Origin of the sequence: Pseudomonas sp. MOIL14HWK12:I2 (assembly GCF_000510745.1) — a bacterium.
Classification (GTDB): Bacteria; Pseudomonadota; Gammaproteobacteria; order Pseudomonadales; family Pseudomonadaceae; genus Chryseomonas; species Chryseomonas oryzihabitans.
The window spans coordinates 387,095-404,108 of the sequence record NZ_AZOA01000003.1; the positions used below are offsets into that span (position 1 = coordinate 387,095).

Sequence of the window (17,014 nt, forward strand, 5' to 3'; positions counted from 1 at the left end):
AGGTGTCGAGGCGCGGGATCAGCGTCTCGACAGCCACTCCCGAGCCAGCCGCCGAGCGGTGCTGTCGGCCGCGAAGACCGTGTCGAGATCGCTGGCCGGACATGGCTCGACAGCCTTGAGCACCGCTTCGATCAGCTGCGGGATCTCGGTAAAGCCCAGTCGCCCCTCGAGAAAGGCCTCGACGGCGACCTCGTTGGCCGCATTCAGCGTAGCCGGCATGCAACCACCCGCCTGAGCCGCCTCCCGCGCCAGCCGCAGGCAGGGAAAGCGTTCTTCGTCGGGCCGCTCGAAGTCGAGCCGGCCGATCTCGAACAGGTCCAGCGCCGCGACACCGGAGTCGATGCGCTCGGGCCAGGCCAGGGCGTGGGCGATAGGGGTGCGCATGTCGGGATTGCCCAGCTGGGCCAGTACCGAGCCATCCACGTAGTCCACCAGCGAATGGATCACGCTCTGGGGATGGATGACCACCTCGACCTGCTCCGGCGTCGCCTCGAACAGCCAGCAGGCTTCGATCAGCTCCAGCCCCTTGTTCATCAGGGTCGCGGAGTCCACCGAAATCTTGCGCCCCATGGACCACTTGGGATGGGCACAGGCCTGATCCGGCGTCACCGCGGCCAGTTGTTCGGCCGGCGTCTCGCGGAACGGGCCGCCCGAGGCGGTGAGCAGGATGCGTCTTACGCCCTTGCGGGCCAGGCCGGGCGTCGCCGGATCGGCCAGGCACTGGAAGATGGCATTGTGCTCACTGTCGATGGGCAGCAGGGTCGCGCCACTGGCCTGCACGGCCTCGATGAAGAGCGCGCCGCTCATGACCAGGGCTTCCTTGTTGGCCAGCAGTACGCGCTTGCCGGCCTTGACCGCCGCCAGGGTGGGCTTCAGACCCGCCGCGCCGACGATGGCCGCCATGACGGTATCCACCTGGGGATGGGCCGCGATGGCCTCCAGGCCACCCTCCCCCACCAGGATCTCGGGGCGGGCTTCAGCCCCTTGCAGCAAAGCGGCCAACTGATCGGCGGACGCCTGATCCGGCACGGCTGCATAGACCGGCTGGAAACGCCGGCAGAGGTCTGCCAGCTCGCTCAGCCGACGATGCCCGCTGAGGGCGAAGATGCGATAGCGATCGGGATACCGGGCCACGACATCCAGGGTGCTGGCGCCGATGGAGCCCGTCGCACCCAGGACACAAAGCTGCTGGAGACTCACTGGACACCCCAGCCGGCCCACCAGAGCAGCAGGGCGAACAGCGGTACGGCGGCCGTGAGGCTGTCGATGCGATCCAGCACGCCACCGTGCCCCGGCAGCAACTGGCTGCTGTCCTTGAGCCCGGCCTGACGCTTGAACATGCTTTCGGTGAGATCACCCACTACCGAGATCAGCACCACGCAGGCGGCGCCGATGAGTGCTTGCAGGAGGTCGCCCAGGCCCCAGCCACGGACCAGACCGAGTACCAGGGTAGCCACCAGCGCGGCGGCCAGGCCCCCATAGAGACCTTCCCAGCTCTTGCCCGGACTCACGGCCGGCGCCAGCTTGCGCTTGCCGAAGGCCCGTCCGGAGAAATAGGCGAAGATATCGGCCAGCCACACCAGCATCATCACCTCGAGAATCAGCAGATTGCCACCCGGTGCCGCCTTGAGCAGCATCAGCCCCTGCCAGGCCGGGACCAGCACCACCAGACCGATCAGCAGGCGCCGCCAGGGGGCCTGCCAGGCGCGAGCGCTGTCGGGATAGGTGAGCACCAGCACCGTCGCATAGAGCCACCAGGCCAGACTGATGAACAGCAGGCCATGGGCACCGGCGGGGAGCCACCAGCAGAGCAGCAGCGCCAGCGCGACCACGGCGGCATAGGCGCAACGCAGCGGCTGGGCTTCCAGACCCGCCAGCCGCGCCCATTCCCAGGCGCCCAGGACCACGACCGCACCGATGAACAGGGCGAAAGCCGCCCCTTCCAGCCAGAAAAATCCGGCCAGGGCGATGGGCAGGAGCACCATCGCCGTGATAACTCGCTGCTTCAGCATTAGGCGCGTAGCTCCGCTTCCACCTGTTCGCAGGTCCGGCCAAACCGCCGCTGGCGGGTGGCAAAGTCCGCCAGGGCGGCGTGCATGGCCTCGTGCTTGAAGTCCGGCCAGAACAGGTCGGAGAAATACAGCTCGGCATAGGCGATCTGCCAGAGCAGGAAGTTGCTGACCCGGCGCTCGCCACCGGTGCGGATGCACAGGTCGGGCAGCGGCAGGTCGGCAGTCGCCAGACAGCCTTGCAGCAACTCGGGCGTGATCTCGCTCGGCTGCAGCGAACCCTGCTGGACCCGCGCCGCCAGCTGCTGGGCGGCCTGGGTGATATCCCACTGCCCCCCGTAGTTGGCAGCGATCTGCAGCACGAACCGGGTGTGATGGGCAGTGAGCGCCTCGACTTCCGCCATGGCCGCCTGCAGCTCCGGATGGAACAGCGAGCGATCGCCGATGATGCGCAGCCGGATGCCATTCTGGTGCAGCTTCTTCGCCTCCCGCCGCAGGGCGGACAGGAAGAGCTCCATCAGGGCGCCGACCTCGTCGGCCGGACGCCGCCAGTTCTCGCTGGAAAAGGCGAACAGCGTCAGCACCTCGACGCCCGCATCGCCGCACACCTCGATGACCGCGCGCACGGCGTCCACTCCGGCCTTGTGACCGGCGACGCCCGGCAGCAGCCGACGGCGCGCCCAGCGATTGTTCCCATCCATGATGATCGCCACGTGACGTGGCACCACCTTGCCTGGCTTGCTCATGCCCATGTTACGTCCCAACCGTTGTCAAACAGCCATCAAGTCGGCTTCCTTGGCCTCCAGAGCCTTGTCCACCTCGGCGACGAATTTATCAGTCAGCTTCTGGACTTCGTCCTGAGCGCGACGATCCTCGTCTTCACTGATTTCCTTTTCCTTGAGCAGATCCTTGAGCTGAGCCAGGGCATCGCGACGGATGTTGCGCACGGAAACCCGCGCCTGCTCGGCCTCGGCACGCGCCTGCTTGGTGAAGCCCTTGCGGGTCTCTTCGGTCAACGCCGGCATCGGTACGCGAATGGTGGTACCGGCGGTGGCCGGATTGAGGCCCAGGTCGGAGGTCATGATGGCCTTCTCGACCGCCTGGATCATGCTCTTGTCGAACACGCTCAGGGCCAGGGTTCGCGAATCCTCGACGGTGACGTTGGCCACCTGACGCAGCGGGGTGTCGCTGCCGTAGTAGGACACCATGACGCTATCCAGGATGCTCGGATGAGCGCGTCCGGTACGGATCTTGGCAAAGGCGTGGCCCAGGGCTTCCAGGGTCTTGGTCATGCGCGTCTGCGCATCCTTCTTGATCTCGTTGATCATGCTGCTCCCTCCTCGATCAGGGTGCCCTCACCACCGCCCACCACGATATTGAGCAGGGCGCCGGGCTTGTTCATGTTGAAAACCCGCAGGGGCATGCTGTGGTCACGGCAGAGACAGATGGCCGTGAGATCCATGACACCCAGCTTGCGGTCGAGCACCTCGTCGTAGGTCAGGCGCTCGAATTTTTCGGCATTGGGATCCTTGAAGGGATCGGCCGTGTATACACCATCCACCTTGGTGGCCTTGAGCACCAGGTCGGCCTCGACCTCGATCGCGCGCAGGCAGGCGGCGGAATCGGTGGTGAAAAAGGGGTTGCCGGTACCGGCGGAGAAGATGACGACTTCGCCATCCTTCAGCTGACGCAGGGCCTTGCGCCGATCGTACTGATCGGTCACGCCGACCATGGAGATGGCGGACATCACCGTGGCGGGAATGTTGGAACGCTCCAGGGCGTCGCGCATGGCCAGGGCGTTCATCACCGTGGCCAGCATGCCCATGTGGTCACCGGTCACCCGATCCATACCGGCAGCGGACAAGGCTGCGCCGCGGAACAGGTTGCCACCGCCGATCACCAGACCGACCTGGACACCGATACCCACCAGCTGGCCGATCTCCAGCGACATGCGATCCAGCACCTTCGGGTCGATCCCGAAGTCTTCACTTCCCATCAGGGCTTCGCCACTGAGCTTCAGCAGAATACGCTTGTAACGGGGTTGGCGACCACTCATCTGCTGTGCCATTCACTCTCTCCTGTGGCGATGAACATGTGCGGGGGATTTTGATCCAGCGATAGGAAAGCGCAACCGCAGTTGCGTTCACTCCAATCGGCAAAAAACTCCTTGGAAGAGCAGAAATCAGACCTGCCTTCCAATTTGACAAAGAGGCCGCGCGCTCGAAGCGGGCGGCCTCCTGGTCAACGGCAGATGCCGGGCTTACTGCTTGCTGGCAGCCAGCTGGGCAGCCACTTCGGCAGCGAAGTCGACTTCGGCCTTCTCGATGCCTTCGCCCACTTCGTAACGCACGAAGGAGACGATTTCGGCGCCGGCTTTCTTGGCCAGTTCACCGACCTTGACTTCCGGATCCTTGATGAAGGGCTGCTCAACCAGGCTGGCTTCGGCCAGGAACTTGTTGATACGACCCTTGACCATGTTCTCCACGATGTTTTCCGGCTTGCCGGCGATCTTGTCGGCGTTCAGCGCCAGGAAGATTTCCTTTTCCTTGGCGACAGCTTCTTCGGAAACCTGGGAGGGATTCAGGAACTGGGGATTGCTCGCCGCGACGTGCATGGCGATTTCCTTGGCCAGCTCGGCGGTGCCACCCTGCAGGGTAACGACCACACCGATGCGGTGACCGTGGAGGTAGGCGCCAACGACATCGCCTTCGACACGGGTCAGACGACGGATGTTGACGTTTTCGCCGCACTTGGCGACCAGGGCCTCACGGGCGGCTTCCTGAGCGGCGATCAGCGGAGCGGCATCGCTCATCTTCTCGGCGAAGGCCTTGTCCAGGCTGGCGGCGACGAAGCCCTTGAAGTCGTCCTGCAGAGCCAGGAAATCGGTCTGGGAATTGACTTCGATGATGACGGCAGCCTTGTGGTCGTCAGCGACCTTGACCGCGATGGAGCCTTCGGCAGCCACGTTACCGGCTTTCTTGGCGGCCTTGATGGCGCCAGCGGCACGCATGTCATCGATGGCTTTCTCGATGTCGCCACCGGCAGCGGCCAGGGCCTTCTTGCAATCCATCATGCCTTGGCCGGTGCGCTCGCGCAGTTCTTTGACCAGGGCTGCAGTGATTTCTGCCATGTTTGAAATCCTCTTGAATCGGTTTCGAGGTCACTCCGCACGGAGACGGAGCCAATGAAACGCCAGTAGGCAAAAAGGGGGCTAGGCCCCCTTCTCGCACGTCGAACCGCTCGACCCTAGGGTCGACCTGCTCAGCCCTCGACGGCTTCGGCAGCGGTTTCTTCGACGAATTGCTCGTTGGCACCGCCGTTGTTGCCGCCACGGATCACGGCATCAGCAACGCTGCTCAGGTACAGCTGAACGGCGCGGAAGGCGTCGTCGTTGCCGGGGATGACGTAGTCAACGCCTTCCGGGCTGCTGTTGGTATCGACTACGCCGATGACCGGGATACCCAGCTTGTTGGCTTCGGTGATGGCGATGCGCTCGTGGTCGACGTCGACGACGAACAGGGCATCCGGCAGACCGCCCATGTCCTTGATACCACCCAGGCTGCGCTCGAGCTTCTCGAGGTCACGGGTGCGCATCAGGGCTTCTTTCTTGGTCAGCTTGTCGAAAGTACCGTCCTGGGACTGGACTTCCAGATCGCGCAGACGCTTGATCGAGGCACGGATGGTCTTGTAGTTGGTGAGCATGCCGCCCAACCAGCGATGGTCGACGAAGGGCTGACCGCAACGAGCGGCTTCTTCGCGAACGATCTTGCCGGCGGAACGCTTGGTACCGACGAACAGGATCTTGTTCTTGCCGGAAGCCAGGCGCTCAACGAAGGTCAGGGCTTCGTTGAACATCGGCAGGGTCTTTTCGAGGTTGATGATGTGGATCTTGTTGCGCGCGCCGAAGATGTACTTGCCCATCTTCGGGTTCCAGTAACGGGTTTGGTGGCCGAAATGCACGCCGGCTTTCAGCATGTCACGCATGGAGACTTGAGACATTTAGATGTTCCTCGTAGTCGGGTTGGGCCTCCACGCATCCCAATGACCAACTTCCCATCGGGAAGCACCCAGGTCATCGTGTCGATGCGTGTGTGGGGTTAGGAGCGCTAAAGGGCGGAGCCCCGAAAAAGCGCGCGACTTTATATCACGCCTTGCCGGATACCACCAGCGGCGATTGCCGGTACCGGAGATCCGGGGCCGCGCCGGCGGCCACAGTGCGGGCGCCGGCTCTGATAGAATAGCGGATCGAAAGCTGACACCCGGCGTGATACCTAGAGATTTCCGATGACCGTCATCCTCAAGACCCCTGAAGACATCGCCAAGATGCGCATCGCCGGCCAACTGGCCGCCGAGGTGCTCGAAATGCTGGACGAGCACGTGCGTCCCGGCATCACCACCGAAGAACTGGATCGACTGGCCCACGACTATATCGTCAACGTGCAGCAGGCCATCCCCGCCCCGCTGAACTACAAGGGCTATCCCAAATCCATCTGCACCTCGCTGAACCACGTGGTCTGCCACGGCATTCCCAATGACAAGCCGCTCAAGAGCGGCGACATCATGAACGTGGACATCACCGTGATCAAAGACGGCTACCACGGCGACACCAGCAAGATGTACCTGGTGGGCGACGTGCCCGAGTGGGCCGAGCGCCTCTGCCAGATCACCCAGGAATGCCTCTACAAGGGCATCGACCTGGTCCGCCCCGGGGCGCGCCTGGGCGATATCGGCGAGGTCATCCAGAAGCACGCAGAGAAGAACGGCTTCTCGGTGGTTCGCGAATACTGCGGCCACGGCATCGGCAAGGGCTTCCACGAAGAGCCGCAGGTGGTGCACTACGGTCGCGCCGGCACCGGCCTCGAGCTGCAGGCCGGGATGATCTTCACCATCGAGCCGATGATCAACCAGGGCCGCTACGAGACCCGCCTGCTGGGCGATGGCTGGACCGCCATCACCAAGGACCGCAAGCTGTCCGCGCAGTGGGAGCACACGGTGCTCGTCACCGAACAGGGTTACGAGATCCTGACCCTCAGAAAGGACGAAACCTTTCCCCGCGTTTCTGCGTGAGTGAGCGCCCATGCCCCAGGTCGATTCGGAGTTGTTCGACGCCGGCCAGTTCCAGGCTGAGCTTTCGCTGAAAGCCAGCCCCATCGCGGCCTTCAAGAAATTCATCCGGGCCGCGAACGCCACCCTCGATGCCCGCTTCCTGGCCGGGCGCAGCGTGCGCCGGCTGGTCGAGGATCGCGCCTGGTTCATCGACCAGATGCTGATCGCGGCCTGGAGTCGCTTCAGCTGGCCGGACGATGGCATCGCCCTGCTCGCGGTGGGCGGCTATGGCCGTGGCGAACTGCATCCGCACTCGGACATCGACCTGCTCATCCTGCTCGCCGAAGAAGAGCAGGAGCGCTTCCGTGACTCCATCGAAGGCTTCCTGACCCTGCTGTGGGACGTGGGCCTGGCCGTGGGGCAGAGCGTCAGATCCCTGCGCGAATGCACCACCGAGGCGCTGGCCGACCTGACGGTGATCACCAACCTCATGGAAAGCCGCACCCTCGCCGGCCCCGAGCACCTGCGCCAGGCGATGCTGGCGGCCACCAGCGTCGAGCACCTCTGGCCGGGACGGGCCTTCTACCTGGCCAAGCGTGCCGAGCAGAGCGCCCGGCACGCCAAGTACAACGACACCGAGTACAACCTTGAACCCAACGTCAAGGGTTCCCCCGGCGGCCTGCGCGACATCCAGACGCTGCTGTGGATCGCCCGGCGGCAATTCGGCACCCTCAATCTGCAGGCCCTGGTGGGCCAGGGCTTTCTCACCGAGAGCGAGTGCAGCCTGCTGATCTCCGCCCAGGAATACCTGTGGAAGGTCCGCTATGCCCTGCACATGCTGGCCGGTCGCCCGGAGGATCGCCTGCTGTTCGACCATCAGCGGCGCATCGCCAACCTGCTCGGCTACGAGGACAACGACGCCAAGCTGGCGGTCGAGCGCTTCATGCAGAAGTACTACCGGGTGGTGATGGACGTCTCCCAGCTCAGCGACGTGGTGATGCAGCACTTCGAGGAAGTGAATCTGCGCGACGAGCAGTTGCCCGCCGCGGTGACGCCGCTCAACAACAGATTCCAGATCCGCAACGGCTATCTGGAGGTGGTGCATCCGCAGGTGTTCCTGCGCACCCCCTTCGCCCTGATGGAGCTGTTCGTCCTGCTGGCGCAGAATCCGGCGATCAAGGGGCCCAGCGCCGGCACCATCCGCCTGTTGCGCGACAGCCGCCACCTGATCGACGACGCCTTCCGCCAGGACATTCGCAACACCAGCCTGTTCATCGAACTGCTCAAGAGCGAATCCGGCATCCATCGCAATCTGCGGCGGATGAATCGCTACGGACTGCTGGGACTCTACCTGCCCGAATTCGGCCAGATCGTCGGCCAGATGCAGCATGACCTCTTCCACATCTATACGGTGGACGCCCACACCCTCAATCTCATCAAGCACCTGCGCAAGATGAGCTACGACGTCCTGGCGGAAAAGTATCCGCTGGCGACGAGGGTGATCCACAAGCTGCCCAAGCCGGAGCTGATCTACGTCGCCGGTCTCTACCACGACATCGCCAAGGGCCGTGGCGGCGATCACTCGGAACTGGGGGCGGAAGACGTGGAAGCCTTCGGTCGCCGCCACCAGTTGCCGGAGTGGGACACCCGCCTGGTCAGCTGGCTGGTGCGCAACCACCTGGTGATGTCCACCACCGCCCAGCGCAAGGACCTCTCCGATCCCCAGGTGATCCACGACTTCGCCCTGACGGTGGGCGACCACACCCATCTCGACTACCTGTACGTCCTCACCGTGGCCGACATCACCGCGACCAATCCGTCGCTGTGGAATTCCTGGCGCGCCACCCTGCTGCGGCAGCTGTACACCGAGACCAAGCGTGCCCTGCGTCGTGGCCTGGAGAATCCGGTCAATCGCGAAGAGCAGATCCGCAGCACCCAGCAATCGGCCCTCGACACCCTGATGCGTCGCGGCATCGATGCCGATGACGCCGAGCAGCTGTGGTCGCAGCTGGGTGACACCTACTTCCTGCGGCATACCGCGCTGGATGTCGCCTGGCACACCGAGGCCATCCTCGGCCACGGCGATACCGCCGAGCCCCTGGTGCTGATCCGCGAGACCACCCAGCGTGACTCCGAAGGCGGCACCCAGATCTTCATCTATGCCGCCGACCAGCACGACTTCTTCGCGGTGACCGTGGCGGTGATGGACCAGCTCAACCTGAACATTCAGGACGCGCGCATCATCACCTCCACCAGCCAGTTCACCCTGGACACCTACATCGTGCTGGATACCGATGGTGGCTCGATTGGCAACAATCCCGCGCGCATCGCCCAGATCCGCGGCGGCCTGATCGAGGCGCTCAAGCATCCCGAGGAATACCCGAGCATCATCAACCGGCGCGTGACCCGCCAGCTCAAGCATTTCGCCTTCTCGCCCCAGGTGAACATCTATACCGACACCATGCGCTCGGCGAGCCTGATCGAGCTGACGGCGCCGGACCGCCCCGGTCTGCTGGCACGGGTGGGCCGCATCTTCCTCGACTTCGACCTGTCCGTGCTCAACGCCAAGATCGCCACCCTCGGCGAGCGCGTGGAAGACGTCTTCTACGTCACCGACGCCGATGGCCGTCCGCTGGCGGATCCCGGTCTGTGCAGCGCCCTGCAGCAAGCCCTGATCAAGCAGCTGGGCGAGCCAGACAGCCAGACGCCACTCAGTCGCATCAGCATCTAGCTCCCTGATCTAACGCCTCGAACGAAGGACCACCCGACGATGAATCCCACCCTCGACCTGCTGCAGCCCTACCCGTTCGAGAAGCTGCGCGCCCTCCTCGCCGGCGTGACCCCGCCGACGGCCCTCAAGCCGATTCCGCTGTCGATCGGCGAGCCCAAGCATCCGTCCCCCGCCTTCGTCGCCGAGGCGCTGACGGCGAATTTGGATCAGCTGGCGGTCTATCCGACCACCCTTGGCATCGCCGAGCTGCGCGAGGCCATCGCCAGCTGGGCTGGCCAGCGCTTTGGCGTACCGGCAGGCTGGCTGGATCCGGCGCGTCATGTGCTGCCGGTGACCGGCACCCGGGAGGCGCTGTTTTCCTTTACCCAGGCGGTGGTGGATCGCAGCCAGGCCGGCCTGGTGCTGAGCCCCAACCCCTTCTACCAGATCTACGAAGGCGCGGCCCTGCTGGCCGGCGCCGAGCCGCACTACCTGCCGTGCCTGGCGGACAAGGGTTTCAATCCCGATTTCGACAGCGTGCCGGACGAGGTCTGGCAGCGCTGCCAGCTGCTGTTCCTCTGTTCGCCCGGCAATCCCACCGGCGCCCTGCTGCCGGTGGCCACGCTGAAAAGGCTCATCGCCCTGGCCGATCGCCACGACTTCGTGATCGCCGCCGACGAGTGCTACAGCGAACTCTATTTCGACGAAGCCAGCCCGCCGCCCGGCCTGCTGACCGCCTGCGCCGAACTGGGGCGCACCGACTTCGCCCGTTGCGTGGTGTTCCACAGCCTGTCCAAGCGCTCCAACCTGCCGGGCATGAGATCCGGCTTCGTCGCCGGCGATGCCGCCATCCTCAAGCGCTTCCTGCTCTATCGCACCTACCACGGCTGCGCCATGCCGGTGCAGGTGCAGAAGGCCAGCGCCGTGGCCTGGCGCGATGAAGCCCATGTCCGCGAGAACCGCGAACTCTATCGGCAGAAGTTCGCCGCCGTGCTGGACATCCTGCAGGGCAGCCTGGAGGTGTCACTGCCGGACGGTGGTTTCTATCTCTGGGCCAGGACGCCGGGCGATGACGAAGCCTTCGCTCGCGATCTGTTCGCCCGCGAACACGTGACCGTGGTGCCGGGTTCCTACCTGTCGCGGGAAGTCGCGGGCGTCAATCCGGGTGCCGGACGGATCCGCATGGCCCTGGTCGCCCCTCTGGCCGAATGCGTGGAAGCGGCGGAGCGCATCCGCCGCTTCTGCCAGGGCTAGCGGTTGCCCTGATCGCGCATCAGCGCGGTCTCCTGGATATCGAGTTCGCGCAGGAATTCGGTGACCACCAGGTCATCGATCACCCCGGCGATACGCAGCCGATAGAGTTCACGACGCTGGGCACGGATGGCGAGCAGGCGCAGCTCGCCATCCAGGGTGTCCCGCAGACGTGCCAGGGAACGGGCATCCTCGCTGTCATCGGCGGAACTCAGCTCGTCACGGAATTCGGCGATGATGCCGGCCTTGATCTCCGCCTGCAGCGCCGCCCGCGCCGGCTCGTCGGCATCGCTGGACTCCACGTCTTCCAGCGCTGTGATGGCGGCGCGGGCGGCGTTGATCCGCACTTCGCAGCGTTCCCGCTCCAGCAGGTCGTTGGATTGCTCCGGCAGCCGCGCCAGCAGCAGCGGAATACCGATGCTCGCCACCACCAGTGACAGCAGGATCACCCCGGCGGCGATGAACACCAGGACGTCACGCAGGGGAAAGGGCGTGCCATCCGAGAGCAGCAGCGGCAGCGACAGCACACCGGCCAGGGTCACGGCGCCGCGCACCCCGCTGAGGGAGGCGATGGCGGCGATCAGGCGCGGATCGCCCGCGATGGTCATGGGTCCGCTGCCAGGCTGGGTCAGGTGCCAATAGCCGAGGATGACCCCGAAGCGGATGGCCATGATCACCAGATAGGCACCCAGCACATAGAGCGTCAGCCAGCCCGCGGCCGGCCAGAGCGCCTGGGAAGCCGGCAGCGCGGCCGCCAGGATGTCCGGCAGTTGCAGCCCCAGGATCAGGAACACCAGGCCGTTGAAGGCGAATTCCACCAGTCCCCAGACGCTGTGGTTGAGCAATCGGGTAGCGGTCTGCCGGGGCAGCATGTCGACCCGGCTCTGCATCATCCCGGCGGCCACGGCGGACAGGATGCCGGAAACGCCCAGTCGCTCCGCCAGGACATAGGCGGCGAAGGGCAGCAACAGCATGAAGACCACATGGGGCGCGGCGTCGCTCCAGCCGCGCTTCACCACCATCCAGGCGCGCGCCCGCCCGACCAGCCAGCTCAGCACGCCACCGACCAGCCCGCCGCCCACCGCGACGATGACGAATTCCAGGCTGGCCTGGCTCAGCGAAAAGGCGCCGGTCAGGGCCGCCGCCACGGCGAACTTGAAGGTCACCAGACCCGAGGCGTCGTTGAGCAGGGCCTCGCCCTGGATCACATGCAGCAAGGCGCTGGGCAGCCGGCCACGGACGATGCTGGACACCGCCACGGCATCGGTGGGCGACAGCACCGCCGCCAGGGCGAAGGCCACCGCCCAGGGCAGGTGCAGCATCCAGTGCAGGAACCAGCCGGCACCCAGCACCGTGAGGAACACCAGGCCAAAGGCCAGGACGAAGATCGGTCGGCGCAGCCGCCAGAATTCGCGCTTGGGCATGCGCCAGCCATCGGAGAACAGCAGCGCCGGGATGAACAGCAGCAGGAAGAGTTCCGGGTCCAGGGCCACGTGCAGCCCCAGGGTGGGCCAGGCGAGCAAGGCGCCGACCACCACCTGGATCAGCGGCAGCGGGATGGGAATCAGATGGGCGCTGAGTCGGGTGGCACCCACCATCAGCAAGAGGATCAGAGCGGTATAGAGAATCTGCACGGTGGTCTCGTGGTCAGGGCACCGGTCGCGGTGCCAGATACAGGAGATGCATCCCGCGGGAGTGGGGACACGTCGACCTCGAGTTGTTGGGACTGATGTCCCCGGATTTGGTTTTACCCAAACTTTACCCGAGGCGATCTAGGCGACTGGCCACCGTTGCGGTCTGATAGACATACCCGGTTTCATTTCCCCGGGTCGCAGGAGAAAGATCATGCTACGTCGCATCACTCAAGTCGTGGTGCTTGCCGGTTGCCTCGCCATCGCCGGTCAGGCGTCCGCCCACGGTCGTGGCCCCGGTCCGGCCTTTCTCGGTGCCGTAGTGGGCGCCGTGGTCGGCGGAGCCATCGTCTCCCATTCCTACGCCCGCGAGCCGGTCTATGTCGAAGGCCCCCCGCCGCCGCCTCCGCCGCCGCGCGTGGTCTACTACGAGCCGGCACCGGTCTACGAATATCGCGTGGTGGAACCCCGCCCGGTGTACTACGGCCCGCCGCCCGGCGCCTACTACTACGGCCCGCCCCCGCGCTGGTAAGGGCCCATGAAAAAACCCGCCTCTCGGCGGGTTTTTTCATGGCTGGACGCCCTAGACCACCTGGCGCCGACGCAGGACGTCGAGGATCTGCTGGACCCCCTCCTCCACCGACAGCTGCTCGGTGTCGATCACCAGATCGGCATCTTCCGGTGCATCGTAGGCGAAGGAGATACCCGGGATGTTGTCGCCACCGGCGGCATAGAGCCCCTGGGGATCACGCTCGGCGCAGGCCTTGGGCGACGCCTTGACGTGCACGGTCAGCAGACGCTCGGCACCGATCAGCGCCTGGGCCTGGGCACGGCCCTCGGCATCCGGCGCGACAAAGGCCGCCAGGGCGATCAGACCCGCTTCGTTGAACTGGCGGGCTACCTGGGCAGCACGCAACCAGTTCTCGCGACGCCCGGCGCGATCCTGTGGCAGACCCTTGTTCAGGTCGTGGCGCAGATTCTGACCGTCCAGCACGAAGACCGCACGACCGGCATCGAACAGGCGACGCTCCAGGGCATAGGCCAGGGTGGTCTTGCCGGCGCCGGAGAGACCGGTGAAGAGCACGGTGCTGGGCTGCTGACCGAAGCGCGCGGCCCGCTCGCTGGTGCCGACGTGCAGCTGGTGCGCGCCCTGGCCATGGCCACCCCGGCCTACCGGGTCGGCGATGATCATGCCGGCACCGACGGTGCCATTGGTCAGGCGATCGATGACGATGAAGGCGCCGGTGGTCCGGTTGACGCCATAGCCATCCAGGGCGATGGACGCATCGAGAGCCACCTTGACCCGGGCGATCTCGTTGAGCTTGAGCTCGCTGGCGGCGCCACGTTCCAGGGTATTGACGTCAACCGTGTGCACGATGCTCGGCAGCGAGCCGGGCACGTAGCTGGTGGCGCGCTTGATGTCGTACTTCTTGCCGGGCCGCATGGGTTCTTCGGCCATCCACACCAGCATGGCCTCGAAGCTGTCGGTGACCTGGGGACGGTTGTCGGCATGCACCAGGACGTCGCCCCGAGAGATGTCGATCTCGTCTTCCATGGTCAGGGTCACCGCCTGGCCAGGTCCGGCCTGCTCCAGCTCGCCTTCGTAGGTGACGATGGACTTGATGCGGCTGCCCTTACCCGACGGCAGGACCACCACGGCATCGCCCTTGGTGACCACGCCCGAAGCCAGGGTTCCGGCGAAGCCGCGGAAGTTGAGGTTGGGCCGGTTGACGTACTGCACCGGGAAGCGCAGATCGTCGAGATTGCGATCCGCGGCGATCTCCACGGTCTCGAGGATTTCCATCAGCGGCTTGCCGCTGTACCAGGGCGTCTGCTCGCTGCGATTCACCACGTTGTCGCCCTTGAGCGCCGACATGGGGACGAAGTGGATATCCTTGGCGTTGAGGTCGATACGCTGGGCGAAGGCCAGGTAATCGTCCTTGATGCGCTCGAACACCGCCTCGTCGAAGCCCAGCAGATCCATCTTGTTGATGGCGACCACGATGTGCTTGATGCCCAGCAGCGAAGCGATGTAGCTGTGCCGGCGGGTCTGGGTCTGGATGCCGTGACGGGCATCGACCAGGATGATCGCCAGGTCGCAGGTGGAGGCCCCGGTGGCCATGTTGCGGGTGTACTGCTCATGGCCGGGGGTATCGGCGATGATGAACTTGCGCTTGGCGGTGGAGAAGTAGCGGTAGGCCACGTCGATGGTGATGCCCTGCTCGCGCTCGGCCTGCAGGCCGTCCACCAGCAGCGCCAGATCGACTTCTTCGCCGGTGGTGCCGACCTTCTTGGAATCGCGAGTGATGGCTTCCAGGTGATCCTCGTAGATCATCTTGGAATCGTGCAGCAGGCGCCCGATCAGGGTGCTCTTGCCGTCGTCGACGTTGCCGCAGGTGAGGAAGCGCAGCAGTTCCTTGCGTTCGTGCTGTGCGAGGTAGGCCAGGATGTCCTGGCCGATCAGATCGGATTGGTGCGACATCTTAGAAATACCCCTGACGTTTCTTCTCTTCCATGGATCCGGCGCCATCGTGGTCGATGACCCGGCCCTGGCGTTCGGAGGTGCGGGTGAGCAGCATCTCCTGGATGATGTCCGTCAGCGTGGTCGCCTGGGACTCCACCGCGCCGGTCAGGGGGTAGCAGCCAAGGGTACGGAAGCGCACCTGGCGCTTGTGGATGCGGGCCTTCTCCTCGGGCGAGAGGTGCTCGAGGATGCGGTCGTCGTCGATCATGAGCAGGGTGCCGTTCTTCTCGATCACCTCGCGCTCGGCGGCGAAGTACAGCGGCACGATCGGGATGCCTTCGAGGTAGATGTACTGCCAGATGTCCAGCTCGGTCCAATTCGACAGCGGGAAGACGCGGATCGACTCGCCCTTGTTGGTCTTGCCGTTGTAGATGTTCCACAGCTCGGGACGCTGGTTCTTGGGATCCCAGCGGTGCTTGCTGTCCCGGAAGGAGTAGACGCGCTCCTTGGCGCGGGACTTCTCCTCGTCGCGGCGGGCACCGCCGAAGGCGGCGTCGAAGCCGTACTTGTCCAGCGCCTGCTTGAGGCCCTGGGTCTTCATGATGTCGGTGTGCTTGGCACTGCCATGGGTGAAGGGGTTGATGCCCTGGGCGACCCCTTCCGGATTCTTGTGCACCAGCAGATCGAGGCCCATGTCGGCGACCATGCGATCGCGGAATTCGTACATGGCCTGGAATTTCCAGCCGGTGTCCACGTGGAGTACCGGGAACGGCAGCTTGCCGGGAAAGAAGGCCTTGCGGGCCAGGTGCAGCATCACGGCCGAATCCTTGCCGATGGAATACAGCATGACCGGATTGTCGAACTCGGCGGCCACTTCACGGATGATGTGGATGCTTTCCGCCTCAAGCTGTTTGAGGTGCGTCTGTTTGTCGAGCATGGCTACTCACGATTGCAGAAAGGTGGCCTAGGAGATGTCCGTTGCGGCATCCAGTCGACTGGACACACCGGACAGAGCGGGCCGTGGACGAACCTCAACCTTACCATAGGCAACGGTTATGGCCCGCCAGGCTATTTAGAACCAGAAGTTCTATGCTTATGACGCTCAGGCGGGATTGTCGCAGTCGATGAAGAGGTGCTGGATCCCCAACTGCGCGGCCAGATGGTCGCCCAGCGCCTGCACCCCATAGCGCTCGGTGGCATGGTGGCCGGCGGCGAAGAAACTCACGCCGTTCTCGCGAGCGCTGTGCACCGTCTGCTCGGACACCTCTCCGGTCAGGTAGGCATCCACTCCGCCGGCGATGGCCTGGTCGATATAGCCCTGGGCGCCACCGGTGCACCAGGCCAGGCGTCGGATCGAGCGCCCGCCGTCGACCACCAGCGGCTCGCGCTGCAGCACGTCCGCCACCTGCCGACCGAAGTCCGCGGCGGATTGCGCCTGCGGCAACTCCCCCTGCCAGATCAGCCCCTTGGCATCGCCTGGCAGCGGCCGGATATCCTGCAGCCCCAGGCGGCGTCCCAGCTGGACGTTGTTGCCCACCTCGGGATGGACATCCAGGGGCAGGTGGTAGGCCAGCAGGCTGATGTCATGGCTCAGCAGCGTCTTGATCCGCCGGTGCTTCATGCCGATGAGGCGGGCATCCTCGTTCTTCCAGAAATAGCCATGGTGCACCAGGATGGCATCGGCACCGGCGGCGACGGCGGCGTCCAGCAGCTGCTGGGAAGCCGTGACGCCACTGACCAGCAGGCGCACCTGCTCACGGCCCTGGACCTGCAGGCCGTTGGGGCAGTAATCCTGGATCCGGGCCGATTCCAGGTAGCGGTCGGCGGTCTCTACCAGTTGCTCAAGGGACAGGGTCACGTGCGGCTTACCTCCTCGTTGGCGGCGCCAGCGTGTCTTCGGCTG

At 64.9% G+C, this 17,014-nt stretch carries 15 protein-coding genes; 4 read left to right on the plus strand and 11 right to left on the minus strand.

What is annotated here, in order from left to right:
- Positions 1 to 18: 18 nt before the first annotated feature.
- The 7 genes from ispC to rpsB form a co-directional block, all read right to left on the minus strand.
- On the minus strand, positions 19 to 1,200 hold the full coding sequence (ispC, locus tag PSK12I2_RS0101830; RefSeq protein WP_177324631.1) for a 1-deoxy-D-xylulose-5-phosphate reductoisomerase: 1,182 nt from the start codon (positions 1,198 to 1,200) through the stop codon (positions 19 to 21).
- A complete protein-coding gene (locus PSK12I2_RS0101835; RefSeq protein WP_027597078.1) occupies positions 1,197 to 2,012 on the minus strand; it encodes a phosphatidate cytidylyltransferase in 816 nt (271 codons plus the stop codon). Before PSK12I2_RS0101835 ends, ispC begins: the two co-directional genes overlap by 4 nt.
- The gene (uppS, locus tag PSK12I2_RS0101840; RefSeq protein ID WP_027597079.1) at positions 2,012 to 2,761 is read right to left on the minus strand and encodes a polyprenyl diphosphate synthase; all 750 of its coding nucleotides are present in this window, start codon (positions 2,759 to 2,761) and stop codon (positions 2,012 to 2,014) included. The genes PSK12I2_RS0101835 and uppS overlap by 1 nt, the downstream gene beginning before the upstream one ends.
- A gap of 18 nt (positions 2,762 to 2,779) precedes the next feature.
- Entirely contained in the window at positions 2,780 to 3,337 is a 558-nt protein-coding gene (gene frr / locus PSK12I2_RS0101845; protein WP_007159491.1) for a ribosome recycling factor, read from the minus strand.
- Positions 3,334 to 4,077 carry a UMP kinase gene (gene pyrH / locus PSK12I2_RS0101850; RefSeq protein ID WP_007159492.1) on the minus strand — a complete coding sequence of 248 codons (744 nt, stop codon included), beginning with the start codon at positions 4,075 to 4,077 and terminating at the stop codon, positions 3,334 to 3,336. Before pyrH ends, frr begins: the two co-directional genes overlap by 4 nt.
- 192 nt (positions 4,078 to 4,269) lie before the next feature.
- Positions 4,270 to 5,139 carry a translation elongation factor Ts gene (gene tsf, locus PSK12I2_RS0101855; protein WP_007159493.1) on the minus strand — a complete coding sequence of 290 codons (870 nt, stop codon included), beginning with the start codon at positions 5,137 to 5,139 and terminating at the stop codon, positions 4,270 to 4,272.
- Between the two features lie 131 nt (positions 5,140 to 5,270).
- Positions 5,271 to 6,008: a 30S ribosomal protein S2 gene (gene rpsB, locus PSK12I2_RS0101860; RefSeq protein WP_007159494.1), complete on the minus strand. Its 738-nt coding sequence runs from the start codon at positions 6,006 to 6,008 to the stop codon at positions 5,271 to 5,273.
- Between the two features lie 285 nt (positions 6,009 to 6,293).
- On the opposite strand from rpsB, the gene map reads away from it, so the two are divergent.
- From map to dapC, 3 genes are read left to right on the plus strand one after another with little or no spacing between them, the layout of a single operon-like run.
- On the plus strand, positions 6,294 to 7,076 hold the full coding sequence (map, locus tag PSK12I2_RS0101865; protein WP_007159495.1) for a type I methionyl aminopeptidase: 783 nt from the start codon (positions 6,294 to 6,296) through the stop codon (positions 7,074 to 7,076).
- 10 nt (positions 7,077 to 7,086) lie between these two features.
- A complete protein-coding gene (locus tag PSK12I2_RS0101870; RefSeq protein ID WP_027597080.1) occupies positions 7,087 to 9,786 on the plus strand; it encodes a [protein-PII] uridylyltransferase in 2,700 nt (899 codons plus the stop codon).
- Positions 9,787 to 9,825: 39 nt separating this feature from the next.
- Entirely contained in the window at positions 9,826 to 11,019 is a 1,194-nt protein-coding gene (gene dapC / locus PSK12I2_RS0101875) for a succinyldiaminopimelate transaminase (RefSeq protein ID WP_027597081.1), read from the plus strand.
- Here dapC and PSK12I2_RS0101880 read toward each other — a convergent pair.
- On the minus strand, positions 11,016 to 12,650 hold the full coding sequence (locus tag PSK12I2_RS0101880) for a Na+/H+ antiporter (protein WP_027597082.1): 1,635 nt from the start codon (positions 12,648 to 12,650) through the stop codon (positions 11,016 to 11,018). The genes dapC and PSK12I2_RS0101880 overlap by 4 nt on opposite strands.
- A 211-nt stretch (positions 12,651 to 12,861) precedes the next feature.
- Between PSK12I2_RS0101880 and PSK12I2_RS0101885 the strand changes: the two genes are divergently transcribed.
- The gene (locus tag PSK12I2_RS0101885) at positions 12,862 to 13,179 is read left to right on the plus strand and encodes a hypothetical protein (protein WP_027597083.1); all 318 of its coding nucleotides are present in this window, start codon (positions 12,862 to 12,864) and stop codon (positions 13,177 to 13,179) included.
- A gap of 51 nt (positions 13,180 to 13,230) precedes the next feature.
- Here the strand turns inward: PSK12I2_RS0101885 and cysN are convergent, their stop codons facing one another.
- From cysN to PSK12I2_RS0101900, 3 genes are all read right to left on the minus strand, one after another.
- A complete protein-coding gene (gene cysN, locus PSK12I2_RS0101890; RefSeq protein ID WP_027597084.1) occupies positions 13,231 to 15,129 on the minus strand; it encodes a sulfate adenylyltransferase subunit CysN in 1,899 nt (632 codons plus the stop codon).
- A gap of 1 nt (position 15,130) precedes the next feature.
- Complete coding sequence (gene cysD, locus PSK12I2_RS0101895; protein ID WP_007159501.1) at positions 15,131 to 16,048, minus strand: sulfate adenylyltransferase subunit CysD; 918 nt, start codon at positions 16,046 to 16,048, stop codon at positions 15,131 to 15,133.
- A 165-nt stretch (positions 16,049 to 16,213) separates the two neighbouring features.
- Positions 16,214 to 16,969, minus strand: coding sequence for a Nif3-like dinuclear metal center hexameric protein (locus tag PSK12I2_RS0101900; protein ID WP_027597085.1), 756 nt, complete (start codon positions 16,967 to 16,969; stop codon positions 16,214 to 16,216).
- Positions 16,970 to 17,014 lie beyond the last annotated feature (45 nt).